Annotated in this window: 11 protein-coding genes; 5 read left to right on the top strand and 6 right to left on the bottom strand. The window is 72.0% G+C overall.

All coding sequences use genetic code 11. The features are described from left to right. Positions 1-329 precede the first annotated feature (329 nt). Together PZB75_RS21535 and PZB75_RS21530 are read left to right on the top strand one after the other, a co-directional pair. Positions 330-1,445, top strand: coding sequence for a magnesium and cobalt transport protein CorA (locus PZB75_RS21535; RefSeq protein ID WP_275536933.1), 1,116 nt, complete (start codon positions 330-332; stop codon positions 1,443-1,445). A gap of 189 nt (positions 1,446-1,634) precedes the next feature. Further along, positions 1,635-2,177, top strand: coding sequence for a hypothetical protein (locus PZB75_RS21530; RefSeq protein ID WP_275536932.1), 543 nt, complete (start codon positions 1,635-1,637; stop codon positions 2,175-2,177). Between the two features lie 485 nt (positions 2,178-2,662). Here PZB75_RS21530 and PZB75_RS21525 read toward each other — a convergent pair whose 3' ends face one another. Continuing rightward, a complete protein-coding gene (locus tag PZB75_RS21525) occupies positions 2,663-3,418 on the bottom strand; it encodes a hypothetical protein (RefSeq protein ID WP_275536931.1) in 756 nt (251 codons plus the stop codon). Between the two features lie 224 nt (positions 3,419-3,642). Here PZB75_RS21525 and PZB75_RS21520 point away from each other — a divergent pair, with 224 nt between their 5' ends. The 3 genes from PZB75_RS21520 (at position 3,643) to PZB75_RS21510 (ending at position 6,677) form a co-directional block, all read left to right on the top strand. Next, positions 3,643-4,917, top strand: coding sequence for a CBS domain-containing protein (locus PZB75_RS21520; protein WP_275536930.1), 1,275 nt, complete (start codon positions 3,643-3,645; stop codon positions 4,915-4,917). Positions 4,918-4,987: 70 nt separating this feature from the next. After that, positions 4,988-5,500, top strand: a complete 513-nt coding sequence (locus PZB75_RS21515; protein WP_275538806.1) for a DUF1003 domain-containing protein — start codon at positions 4,988-4,990, stop codon at positions 5,498-5,500. A gap of 43 nt (positions 5,501-5,543) precedes the next feature. Next, the gene (locus tag PZB75_RS21510; protein WP_275536929.1) at positions 5,544-6,677 is read left to right on the top strand and encodes an Mrp/NBP35 family ATP-binding protein; all 1,134 of its coding nucleotides are present in this window, start codon (positions 5,544-5,546) and stop codon (positions 6,675-6,677) included. Positions 6,678-6,860: 183 nt separating this feature from the next. On the opposite strand, the gene PZB75_RS21505 is transcribed toward PZB75_RS21510, so the two are convergent. The 5 genes from PZB75_RS21505 to sigE form a co-directional block, all read right to left on the bottom strand. Then, on the bottom strand, positions 6,861-7,520 hold the full coding sequence (locus PZB75_RS21505; protein ID WP_275536928.1) for a hypothetical protein: 660 nt from the start codon (positions 7,518-7,520) through the stop codon (positions 6,861-6,863). 122 nt (positions 7,521-7,642) lie between these two features. Continuing rightward, complete coding sequence (locus PZB75_RS21500; RefSeq protein ID WP_275536927.1) at positions 7,643-8,176, bottom strand: sec-independent translocase; 534 nt, start codon at positions 8,174-8,176, stop codon at positions 7,643-7,645. Between the two features lie 97 nt (positions 8,177-8,273). Beyond that, a complete protein-coding gene (locus tag PZB75_RS21495; protein ID WP_275536926.1) occupies positions 8,274-10,085 on the bottom strand; it encodes a trypsin-like peptidase domain-containing protein in 1,812 nt (603 codons plus the stop codon). A 111-nt stretch (positions 10,086-10,196) separates the two neighbouring features. Further along, positions 10,197-11,204 carry a zf-HC2 domain-containing protein gene (locus PZB75_RS21490; protein WP_275536925.1) on the bottom strand — a complete coding sequence of 336 codons (1,008 nt, stop codon included), beginning with the start codon at positions 11,202-11,204 and terminating at the stop codon, positions 10,197-10,199. Further along, complete coding sequence (sigE, locus tag PZB75_RS21485) at positions 11,201-11,962, bottom strand: RNA polymerase sigma factor SigE (RefSeq protein WP_275536924.1); 762 nt, start codon at positions 11,960-11,962, stop codon at positions 11,201-11,203. Before sigE ends, PZB75_RS21490 begins: the two co-directional genes overlap by 4 nt. Positions 11,963-12,124: the final 162 nt, after the last annotated feature.

Genomic DNA, 12,124 nt, shown 5'->3' with positions numbered 1-12,124 from the left:
GCGTCGCTCTCAGCCCCGATGACACGTCGTCCCCCACGGGGGACCGGCCGGAGGAGGTGGGGCTGCGGTGGATCGAAGTCGGCCGTGCAGTAGCACCCGCTCTTCCGAAGGACGTCTTTCCTCTGTGATCTGAGGCCCGCCCGGTCAGGGCCCGAGGCATTTCGCACGACGGAAGAGCACCTCGTTTTTGCCTCTGTGTTTTTGCCTGTCTGTAGCGAACGCCGTCATCGCGCTGCCGCGGTGCCGCCCGCTTTGCGGACGTAGCGACACGTCCCCATTCCGGGCTGTTCCACGCCCCCGCCCGACGGCCCTCCGTGAAGGAGTCAGCCATGTCGATGATTCGTCTGCGCGCCGTGGTACGCCCGTCCCTGCGCAAGAGCAGCACCCCCTACAGCGGCGGCTACGACACCACCCGCGATCCGTCCGCGTGCAGCGCGGTGGTCGACTGCGCGGTCTACCGCGACGGCCGCCGGGTGGAGGACGACACCTGCCAGACGCCGCACGAGGCGATGCTGCGGGTACGGGAGGAGGGGGGCTTCGCCTGGATCGGCCTCCATGAGCCGACCGAGGAGGAATTCGCCGGTATCGCAAGGGAGTTCGGGCTGCACCCGCTCGCCGTGGAGGACGCGGTCCACGCCCACCAGCGGCCGAAGCTGGAACGCTACGACGACACGCTGTTCACCGTCTTCAAGACCATCCACTACGTGGAGCACGCGGAACTGACCGCGACCAGCGAGGTCGTGGAGACCGGTGAGGTCATGTGCTTCACCGGCCGGGACTTCGTCATCACCGTGCGGCACGGCGGTCACGGTTCGCTGCGCGCGCTCCGGCAGCGGCTCCAGGACGACGCGGAACTGCTGGCGAAGGGCCCGTCGGCCGTGCTGCACTCGATCGCCGACCATGTCGTCGACGGCTACATCGCGGTGGCCGCGGCTCTCCAGGACGACATCGACGAGGTGGAGATCGGGGTCTTCTCCGCACCGTCGAAGGGCGCCACGCGCGGCGCGGACGCGGGCCGGATCTATCAACTGAAGCGCGAGGTACTGGAGTTCAAGCGGGCCGTCTCACCGCTGCTGCGTCCGATGCAGTTGCTCAGCGAGCGGCCGATGCGGCTGATCGACCCCGACATCCAGAAGTACTTCCGCGATGTCGCCGACCACCTGGCACGGGTGCAGGAGGAGGTCGTCGGCTACGACGAGCTGCTGAACTCGATCCTCCAGGCGAATCTGGCACAGGCGACGGTCGCGCAGAACGAGGACATGCGCAAGATCACTTCGTGGGCGGCCATCGTCGCCGTGCCGACGATGATCTGCGGGGTGTACGGCATGAACTTCGAGAACATGCCGGAGACCAAGTGGACGTACGGCTACCCACTGGTGCTGGCCCTCATCGGAGGCGTCTGCTTCTCCATCCACCGCACCCTCAAGCGCAACGGCTGGCTCTGACCGGATCGTGTACGCGGCGTCCCGCCGTGCGCCCGGAGGGTGGGGTCCTCGGCGCCCGGTGCGTGCGATCGCGAGGCGGGGTTCCGGCCGCGCACCGGACGTACCGGGCCGGCGCGGCAACGCGGCGGGCCGAGTCGCGGGGCGCCGGGAGCCCGCTGCCTGGCGTGGGAGAGGTCGTAAGCTGCCGCCATGACTGCTGACCTGCGGGGCCCCGCTCTTGACGACACGGCGACCGCCGACCTGGCCCTGGTCGAGGAGGCCACCAAGAAGTCCGGCCTCGTCTGGGTGCGGGGCACCGGTCCCGCGCGGGCTCTGTGGCACCTCTGGCACGAGGGCGCGGCGCTGCTCGTGGGCGACGGCCCCGGCGAACAGCCGCTCCCGGCGGGGCTCGACGCCGGGGCCACCGCGGAGGTTACCGTGCGCAGCAAGGACAAGGGCGGCCGGCTGATCGCCTGGGCGGCCGCCGTGGCGGTGCTCGAACCGCGCTCCGAGGCGTGGGAGGCGGCGGTCGCCGAACTCAAGGGCAAGCGGCTGAACACACCGGACGCCGACAGGGTCACCGACCGGTGGGCGCGCGAGTGCCGGGTGCTGCGGCTGACGCCCGTGGCGTCCCGTACGGAGCTGCCCGACGGCTCGCTCGCCGCCGTGCCGCTCCCGACGACGGTGACCACCCGTCACCCGATCCCCGCCGGTCTGCCCCGCCTGCTGCTGAAGCGCCGCAAGCGCGGCTGAGGGCGGGGGGTCGGAGGGTGGCGTCGGGAGCGCGGTCGTACGGCCCTGAGCCGGGGCGCGCGGACGCGCGGGCGCGAAGCCCGGGTCCGCGCCGGTTCTGAAGCCCGGGAAGCGAGGACGGGCGGGCGCGAAGCCCGGGTCCGCGTGCCGGTTCTGAAGCCTGGGACGCGCGGGCGCCAAGCGCGAACGGGCGAGCGCAAGGCCCGGAAGCGCGCCGGACCTCAAGCGCGGACGCGCGGGCGCGTGGCCCGAAGTCCGGACGCTCGGGCGCGAGGTCCGGAAGCCGCGCCGTCCTGAAGCGCGGACGCGCGGGCGCGTGACCAAAGCCCGGACACTCGGGCGCCAGGCGCGGGGCAGGGCAGTTCCGCGCCCCACGCGCCTCGCCGCGCTCCGGAACGCGGTCCGCCGGTGCCCCGTGCGCCCCCGCGGCGCTCCGGAACGCGGGCCCCCCGCCGGCATCCCGCGCCCCGCCGCCCCGCGCCGCCTCAGTCCTCGGACTTCGGCAGCTGGCCGCCGTAGTCGACGGTCTCCGCCTTGGTGGGGGCCGTCAGTGTGAAGTCGTGACCCCAGTCGGCCAGCGTCACGGTGCCTCCGCCGCCGCCCCGGGCGACGCGCAACGGATACGGCTCGCCCTCCAGCGACACGTCGAGCGCCCCGCCCTCACCCTTGCCGCCGACGACCTGGATCGTGCGGACGTCGGCGATCGTGTCCCGGGCGCCCTTGCCGACCTCGCCGTGCAGCGTGAGCAGCCCGTCCAGCAGGACCTTCTTGTCGGTGAAGCCGCGCAGCTGCTTGTACGTGGGGTCGTCCTCGGGGACCTTCACGTACTTGCCCTGGAGCTTGTCGGCCGCCGCCCCGTCGGACGCGGTGCTCCCCCCGGCCGGGTTCCAGAAGTCGGCGCCCGCCCGCAGGAAGAGGTCGTCGCCGATCCTCAGCAGCTCGAAGGTGCTCTTCCTCGACGTGACGGAGCCTGCGCCGCCCGCCGCCTTGAGCCGCATGTTCAGCTTGTACGTGCCGCCCTTGCTGACCAGGGTGCCCGCCAGCCGCACCGCGTCCGCCGAGTCCGCCGCCGTCCGCGCCTTCTGCTCCACCTCCGAGGCGGAGAGCTTGCCGATGCCGTTGGTTCCCTTGTCCGGATCGTCTCCCGCGCAGGCCGCGAGGCCGAGACCGAGTCCGGTGCAGAGAACGGCGGCGAGAGCGGCCCGGTGATACTTCCGGATCGCCGGGGCAAAAGAGGTCACGAGCACACTGCCTCTCGTCTGCGTGTGGGGGCAGACGGCAGCGTACCGGTGTCGGCTACACGTTCCGGCGGGGAGCCGTACGGATGGTCCGCCGGGGCGCCACGGAGTGGTACGGGCTAGCCTGAACCACGCATAACGGTGGATCAGCCGCTTATCGGATTTCGCGTGGACCGCGGGGCGGCCGGAGCCATGGACATCACGCACGGACGGAGGAGGCGCACGGTATGGCGGCAGGCATCCCCCGGGTCTTCGTCTCGCACCTGTCCGGTGTGCCGGTCTTCGACCCGAACGGCGACCAGGTCGGCCGCGTCCGCGATCTGGTCGCGATGCTGCGGGTCGGCGGACGGCCGCCCCGGCTGCTCGGGATGGTCGTCGAGGTGGTCAGCAGGCGCCGGATCTTCCTGCCCATGACCCGGGTGACCGGTGTGGAGTCGGGCCAGGTCATCACGACCGGCGTGGTCAACATGCGGCGCTTCGAGCAGCGCCCGACCGAACGTCTGGTCCTCGGCGAGTTCCTGGACCGGCGGGTCCGACTCGTCGAGACGGACGAGGAGGTCACCGTCCTCGACGTGGCGATCCAGCAGCTCCCGGCCCGCCGTGACTGGGAGATCGACAAGTACTTCGTCCGCAAGGGCCGGGGCGGGGCACTGCGCCGCAAGGGCGAGACGCTGACCGTCGAGTGGTCGGCCGTCCGGGGTTTCTCGCTGGAGGAGCACGGTCAGGGCGCCGAGAACCTGGTCGCCACCTTCGAACGGCTGCGCCCCACCGATGTCGCCAACGCCCTGCACCATCTGTCGCCGAAGCGGCGCGCGGAGGTGGCCGCCGCGCTCGACGACGAACGGCTCGCCGACGTCCTGGAGGAGCTGCCCGGCGACGACAAGGTGGAGATCATCGGCAAGCTCCAGGAGGATCGCGCGGCCGACGTGCTGGAGGCGATGGACCCGGACGACGCGGCCGACCTGCTGTCGGAGCTGCCGGAGGAGGACAAGGAACGGCTGCTCGCCCTGATGCGGCCGGACGACGCGGCCGACGTGCGGCGGCTGATGTCGTACGAGGAGCGCACGGCGGGCGGTCTGATGACGACCGAGCCGATCGTCCTGCGCCCGGACGCCACGGTCGCGGACGCGCTGGCCCGGGTGCGGCAGGCGGACCTGTCCGCGGCGCTGGCCGCGCAGGTGTACGTGTGCCGGCCGCCCGACGAGACGCCGACCGGCAAGTACCTCGGCACGGTGCACTTCCAGCGGCTGCTGCGCGATCCGCCGTTCACCCTGGTGAGCGCGCTCCTCGACAGCGATCTCGTACCACTGGCGCCGGACACCCCGCTGTCGGCGGTGACCAGCTATCTGGCGGCGTACAACATGGTGTCGGTGCCGGTCGTGGACGAGAGCGGGTCGCTGCTCGGCGCGGTCACCGTGGACGACGTCCTCGACCACCTGCTGCCCGAGGACTGGCGCGAGACCGACTACCAAGGCGAGGAGGGGATCGCGGGTGGCCGGTGAGGACCGCGCGAAGGGACCGGGGCACGGCCACGGCACGGGCCACGGTGCGGGGGCGAGCGGCGCCACGGCGATGACACGCGCGCCCAGGACCAGGATCGACCAGCCGAAGGCGCCCCGGCGGCGGCTGCTTCCGGAGTACGACCCCGAGGCGTTCGGCCGGTTCTCCGAGAAGATCGCCCGCTTCCTCGGCACCGGGCGCTTCATCGTCTGGATGACCCTGATCATCATCCTGTGGGTGGTCTGGAACATCGTCGCGCCGACGCCGCTGCGCTTCGACGAGTACCCGTTCATCTTCCTGACCCTGGCCCTGTCGCTCCAGGCGTCGTACGCGGCCCCGCTGATCCTCCTCGCGCAGAACCGCCAGGACGACCGCGACCGGGTCACCCACGAGCAGGACCGCAAGCAGAACGAGCGCTCCATCGCCGACACCGAGTACCTCACCCGGGAGATCGCCGCGCTGCGGATGGGCCTGGGCGAGGTCGCCACCCGTGACTGGCTGCGCTCCGAACTCCAGGACCTGGTGAGGGATCTGGAGGAGCGACGGGTGCTGTTCCCCGCCGAGAGTGACGAAGCCGACCGCTGACATGTCTTCCCGCTCACGGAGGCGGGCGCCGTACCATCTCCGTATGGCTACGGAAGACGCGGTGCGTGAAGCACTGGCGACAGTGAACGACCCGGAGATCCACCGACCGATCACCGAGCTGGGCATGGTGAAGTCCGTCGACATCGGTGCGGACGGTGCGGTGGCTGTCACGGTGTACCTCACCGTCTCCGGATGTCCGATGCGCGAGACCATCACGAACAACGTGACCGAGGCCGTCACCCGGGTCGAGGGCGTGACCCGGGTCGACGTCACGCTCGACGTGATGAGCGACGAGCAGCGCAAGGAACTGGCGTCCTCGCTGCGCGGTGGCACCGCCGAGCGCGAGGTGCCGTTCGCCCAGCCGGGCTCGCTGACCCGGGTCTACGCGGTGGCGTCCGGCAAGGGCGGCGTCGGCAAGTCGTCGGTGACGGTGAACCTCGCCGCGGCGATGGCGGCCGACGGGCTCAAGGTGGGTGTCGTGGACGCGGACATCTACGGGCACAGCGTGCCCCGGATGCTCGGTGTGGAGGGCAAGCCGACCCAGGTCGAGAACATGATCATGCCGCCGTCCTCGCACGGCGTGAAGGTCATCTCGATCGGCATGTTCACTCCGGGCAACGCCCCGGTGGTGTGGCGCGGGCCGATGCTGCACCGCGCGCTCCAGCAGTTCCTCGCCGATGTGTACTGGGGCGATCTGGACGTCCTGCTGCTCGACCTGCCGCCGGGCACGGGTGACATCGCGATCTCCGTGGCGCAGCTCGTGCCGAACGCGGAGATCCTGGTCGTCACGACCCCGCAGCAGGCGGCGGCCGAGGTCGCCGAGCGGGCCGGTTCGATCGCCGTGCAGACCCACCAGAAGATCGTCGGTGTCGTCGAGAACATGTCGGGCATGCCGTGCCCGCACTGCGACGAGATCGTCGAGGTGTTCGGCTCGGGCGGCGGCCAGCGGGTGGCCGACGGACTGACGAAGACGGTCGGTGCGGCGGTGCCGGTGCTCGGCTCGATCCCGATCGATGTCCGACTGCGCGAGGGCGGCGACGACGGCAGGCCCGTGGTCCTGTCCGCCCCGGACTCACCGGCCGGCCGCGCGCTGCGGGACATCGCGGGCAAGCTGGGCGGCCGTCAGCGCGGTCTGTCGGGGATGTCGCTGGGGATCACCCCGCGCAACAAGTTCTGAGCCGTCCGCACCCCGTTGGCGTACGCCGAGGGGTGGCCTCCCACGGAGACCACCCCTCGGACGCTCCCCGTCACGTACAGGCCGAGCCGGGCAGATGAGATGACCGGTCCCGGGCGCGCGGACCGGCGGCGCGGGGAACGCGTCCACCCCCGGTCGCGGTGCCCGGCCGTGCGGAGACCGGGTCTACGTGTACGAGGTGATGTCGCCGACCACCGAGAAGGCCAGCCCGTACGCACTCATACCCCGCCCGTACGCCCCGATGTGCACCCCGTCCCGCGCCGAGCCCGCCAGCACCCAGCCGAACTCGGTCTCGCGGTAGCGGAACGGCATCGGGACCCCGTCCACGGGCAGTGACAGCGCCGACCAGACCGGGCCCTCCAGATCGTCGGCGAGCGCGAACGCCGTCTCGGTCTGCTGGTCCACCCACTCGTCGCGCAGCACATGGTCGAGCTGCGGGGGCCAGGTGTAGGACAGCAGCCCCGAGCCGGCCAGCCAGGCGGCGGAGGAGGCCGTGGTGGCCTCCAGGACTCCCGTACCGTCACCGCTGTGCCGCACGGGGCTGTTCCCCACGGTCACCACGACCGCGAAGCGCTCCTTCTCGATCCCCATGTCGGCGTGGACCGACGGTTCGTCGCCGTGGCCGACCGCGCCGTGCCGCACGGTGCCGTCCGCCGTGGTGCCGACCTGCATCAGCCAGCGCGCCCCGGTGAACGCCTCGTCCAGTCCGTACCAGGGGAACGCCGCGCGCAGATAGCCGTCGACCGTACGCCGGGCCCCCGGCACCTCTTCCGCGGTGGCTGTGGTGGGCGCACCTTCCGCCCCTGCCCGACTCGTGGTCTCCATCTGGCCGGCCGCCTCCCTCGATCTGTGGGTCCGGGCGGCCCGCCCCCGTTTCGGGCGTCCTCGCGACCGGACAACAGATGGAGAATAGCCATACGGCCCCGACGAGTCGGGATTGACCGGGGTCAGGTGGCGTCGGCGTCGAACGGCGGGCGGTCGGCCGCGGCGGGACCTTCCCGCTTCGTGAGCGGGTCGGAAGCGGTCTTGCGCAAGGGATCGGGGGCCGTCTTCGCGAGCGGGTCGGAGGCGCCCTTCTTCAGCAGGTCGGCCCCGCCGGACGACCCGTTCGCCGCACTCACGGCGTCGGTGGTGTCGGTGGCGCGGGAGGCTTCGCGGCCGTGCACCGCGTCCGTCACCTCGGACAGGTCCTTGCGGAGGTCGAAGCTCTCGCGGATCTCCCTCAGACCCAGCGCGTCCTCGCCTTCCATGAGCTGCTTGCGGACGAAGGTCTTGGGGTTCAGGTCCTCGAACTCGAAGTCCTTGAACTCCGGTCCCAGCTCGGTGCGGATGTCCTGCTTGGCGCTCTCGGAGAACTCACGGACCTTGCGGATGAAACGCGAAGCGTCCTGAATGACCTTCGGCAGCTTGTCCGGACCGAAGATCAGCATGGCGAGGACCACGAGCGTCACCAGCTCGAGCACGCCTATGTCATTGAACACCTTGGGGCTCCTCGTGTTCTCCGTGACCAGGACGGGTGGGTCCGGACCGCTCCACGGTACCCGGCGGAGCTGTCCGCACGGTACCTGCGGTCGCCCGTCATGTGCCGCTCGCGGAGCCGAGGGTCAAAGTCATGGCCAGGTCTTTACCCCCACGGGACAGCACGATGTCCAGCCGGTCGCCGGGCCGGTGCGCGCGGATCTTGATGATCAGTTCCTCGCCGTTGTGCACCCGGCGGCCGTCCACCCGCTTGATGACGTCACCCGGCCGGATGCCCGCCTTGGCCCCGGGGCCGCCCTCGGTCACGGCGGGCTTGCCGTCCGCGCCCCGCGCGCCGACCTTGGCGCCGTCCCCGGTGTAGGCCATGTCGAGTGTGACGCCTATCACCGGGTGGGTGGCCCGGCCCGTGTTGATCAGCTCCTCGGCGACCCGTTTGCCCTGGTTGATCGGAATGGCGAAGCCGAGACCGATCGAGCCCGACTGGCCGTCCTCGGAGTCGGAGCCACTGCCCGCGGCGCGGATGGCGCTGTTGATGCCGATGACACGGGCGTGGGTGTCGACGAGCGGACCGCCCGAGTTGCCGGGGTTGATCGGGGCGTCGGTCTGGAGCGCGTCGACATAGCTGACGTCGCTGCCGTCGCCTTTCTCACCGCCCGCGGTGATCGGCCGGTCCTTGGCGCTGATGATGCCGGAGGTGACGGTGTTGGAGAGGTCGAAGGGAGCCCCGATGGCCACCACCGGGTCGCCGACCCGCACGTTGTCCGAGTTGCCCAGGGGCAGTGGCCTGAGTCCGGAGACCCCGGTGACCTTGACCACCGCGAGGTCGTAGCCGCTGTCCTTGCCGACGATCTCGGCCGCCGCCGTCTCACCGCCGCTGAACGTGACCGAGATCTCCCCGTCGGAGCCGGCCGGGGCGACGACGTGGTTGTTGGTCAGGATGTGGCCCTGCTTGTCCAGGACGAAGCCGGTACCCGTACCGGACTCGGAGTCGCCGCTGACATGGAGGGTGACGACGCTCGGCAGGGCGCTCGCGGCGATGCCCGCGACGCTGTCGGGGGCCCGGCCGCCGCTGTCCCGTCCGGCCTGCGGGAGCTCGACGGTGGTGATGCCCCCGTTGCGCTCGACGTAGGCGCCGACACCGCCACCGATCCCGCCCGCGACCAGGGCGAGCAGCAACGCGCCCACCAGGAGCGCGCCACGCCGGTTCTTCTTCGGCCCGGCGCCGGGCCCGAGCGGGACGCCCGGCCGGGACAGCGGCTGCCGGGCAGTGGACCACGGGTCGTACTGGAGCCACCGCGACGACGGCTGGGACGGGTCGTACGGGGAGGACGGGTGCGGGAGCTGGGGCCCGGTCATGGGAGGGTGCCCGGTCTGATGGGACTGGGGCTGGGGCGGGACCGGTGGCGCGAAGCCGGGGCCGCCGGGCCCCGTGTACGGCGGGGGTACGGCCGTCCCGTGCGCCGGGGAGCCGGGTACGTCGGCGCCGTACGCGGGAGGCACGGATACGCCGGTGCCGTGTGCGGGGGTCGGGACCGGGTGCTGTACGGGCGGGGCAGGTGCCCAGGGCCCGGGGCCGCCGTAGGGCGGAGTGCTGTACGGGTCCGGCTCGTGCAGCGGGCGGGCCGGCGGCGCGGCGTCCTGCGGAGGAGCGGAAGGCGGGGCGGGCGCCGGGTCCGGAGCGGCCGCACGGGCCGGGGTTTCGGGCCCCGCGTGCGGAGGGGGTGCGTCGGTGCCGTGCGCCGGGGACGGGACGGTGGCCGTGGCGGGGACTCCGGTCGACGCGTCGTCGGCCGACGGGTCTCCCGTCGACGCCGGTGCCGAAGGTCCTGACAGCGGTGTCTCGGGGGCGCCGTCCTGCGGGGTGCGGCTCCACCACTTCGCCTTGGGTCCGGTGGGCTTGCCGTCGTCCATGCTCTCCCCGCAACTGGCCGCTGCGCGCCCCCAGGCGCGCGCCTGCCGGAATTCAACCAGGTTCGCCGGGGTCCGGGCGCGCGGGCCGGGCCCTGGCGCGCACAGCCGCGATCAGCGCCTGGGAAGCAGCGGCAGGCCGTGGTGTCCGGTGGGGGCCGAGGGGGCCGCTGTGGCCGCTGCGTTCGGAGCCGGGGCGGGCGTCGATCCGACGCCGAAGACCTTGGCGAGCAGCGGGGTGGTGAGGTTCGGGCGTATCAGCGGCGAAGCCGACGCGTCGGCCGACAGCAGGGGCAGCGCGAACGGCCGGTTCACGAACGGCCGGTCCGTGAGCTGGTGGTGGGAGCGGAGCAGCGCGGGGGCACTGGAGAGTGCGGCGGGGACGGAGGGTGTCCCGTCCGAGGCCAGGGCGGCGAGGCGGCCGTTCACCCCGGTGAGCGACGGGTGGTCGCCGCCGCTCCGCCGGCTGACGGTGCTACCGCCGCCCGACCGGCTCTCGGCGTGCAGCGGACTGAAGGTGTTCCCCCCGCCCTCGGCGCGCGGTGGCGGGTCCGCCACCGTGTCCGACGGGAGTGTGGCGCCCAGCGCGATGGCCGCGAGCGACACGGCACCCGCCGCGGCGAACGCGAGCCTCCGGCCGCGCCACGGTGAACGGTCGCCCTCCCGGCCCGCCTCATGGATGCGGAGCCCGGAGCCGGCCGTGGCGCCCGGCAGGACGGAGGCCGGACCGTGCGTGGTGGGGAGGTAGTCGAAGCGGTCCAGCGGCGAGGCGGGAGGCGGTGTGCCGGGGCGTCCGACGGGCTGCCGCAGCACGGGGAAGATCCCGTCACCGAAGCGGTCGTCGTCGCCGAAGGGTCTTCCCCGCGCCGGGGCGTCGCCTCCGGGACCGCCTGGAAGGCCCTGCAGCCGGGCGAGGAAGCCCTCGGACGGCGAGGGCGGGGCGGACTCGGCGAAGACGCTCTTGAGCCGCCGCTGGGCGTCGGCCTCGGCCTTGCACTTGGCACAGGTGGCCAGATGGGCCAGCACCCGCTCGCGGGCATCGTGTTTCAGCTCACCGTCGACGAGCGCGGCGAGCCGGTCCCCCAGATGCTGCTCCGCGGGGGTCGGACCTGTGCCACTCACGCCGCTCCGCCCTCCCCCGCCAGGACCGCGCCCGCCAGGGAACGCTGCTCGGCGCGGGCCTCGGGCGAACGGTGCCGCAGCGCCTTGCGCAGATGTGAGCGGCCGCGGTGGATTCGGCTGCGCACGGTGCCGAGCTTCACGCCGAGGGTCGCCGCGATCTCCTCGTACGAGAGTCCCTCGATGTCGCAGAGCACGACCGCGGCGCGGAACTCGGGCGCGAGGGTGTCCAGCGCCTGCTGGACGTCCGCGTCGAAATGGGTGTCGTTGAAGACCTGCTGCGGGGACGGCTCACGGCTGGGCAGCCGCTCGGCCGCGTCGTCCCCGAGGGAGTCGAAACGGATTCGCTGCTTGCGGCGGACCATGTCCAGGAAGAGGTTCGTCGTGATGCGGTGCAGCCAGCCCTCGAACGTGCCGGGCGTGTACGTCGACAGCGAGCGGAAGACACGGACGAAGACCTCCTGGGTGAGGTCCTCGGCATCGTGCTGGTTGCCCGTCAGACGATAGGCAAGGCGGTAGACACGACCGCTGTGCGTGCTGACGATCTCTTCCCATGAGGGCGGTGTCCACGCCTGCGAGTCCGCGTCGGAGGCGAAGGTCGCGGTCGGTGCGGAGTTCTTGGAAGAACGGTCAGCGATGTTGGTCACGGATTTCGGCTCACCCGCCGACCTGAGAAGACGCCGCAGCACTCCTCCCCGATCCACAGGCGCAGCCGCACCTCCCCTATCGGCTCTGGTGGTGTCCAGTGGAGCCCCTACCATAGCCACCTCGCCCGTTAGCTCCGGATAAGCCTTTTTCCTGCTGGGGCCGGGGATGTACGTCCCCGGAGACCAACCGCCCACCGTTCAGGGCCCGATCCGCGGGCCGGCCCGATGCGCTTTTCCCTCTGCCCTCACAACGCCCGGTCCCATCTGCGGGTTCCC

This window comes from Streptomyces sp. AM 4-1-1, assembly GCF_029167625.1.
GTDB lineage: Bacteria > Actinomycetota > Actinomycetes > Streptomycetales > Streptomycetaceae > Streptomyces.
This window is presented reverse-complemented; position numbering and strand designations above follow the sequence as displayed.

Excerpts from the sequence above, each read along its gene's own strand:
- PZB75_RS21495 (WP_275536926.1), bottom strand. The coding sequence starts at position 10,085 with ATGGACGACGGCAAGCCCACCGGACCCAAGGCGAAGTGGTGGAGCCGC.
- PZB75_RS21515 (WP_275538806.1), top strand. The coding sequence starts at position 4,988 with ATGACACGCGCGCCCAGGACCAGGATCGACCAGCCGAAGGCGCCCCGG.
- PZB75_RS21520 (WP_275536930.1), top strand. The coding sequence starts at position 3,643 with ATGGCGGCAGGCATCCCCCGGGTCTTCGTCTCGCACCTGTCCGGTGTG.
- sigE (WP_275536924.1), bottom strand. The coding sequence starts at position 11,962 with ATGGTAGGGGCTCCACTGGACACCACCAGAGCCGATAGGGGAGGTGCG.
- PZB75_RS21535 (WP_275536933.1), top strand. The coding sequence starts at position 330 with ATGTCGATGATTCGTCTGCGCGCCGTGGTACGCCCGTCCCTGCGCAAG.
- PZB75_RS21530 (WP_275536932.1), top strand. The coding sequence starts at position 1,635 with ATGACTGCTGACCTGCGGGGCCCCGCTCTTGACGACACGGCGACCGCC.
- PZB75_RS21510 (WP_275536929.1), top strand. The coding sequence starts at position 5,544 with ATGGCTACGGAAGACGCGGTGCGTGAAGCACTGGCGACAGTGAACGAC.
- PZB75_RS21505 (WP_275536928.1), bottom strand. The coding sequence starts at position 7,520 with ATGGAGACCACGAGTCGGGCAGGGGCGGAAGGTGCGCCCACCACAGCC.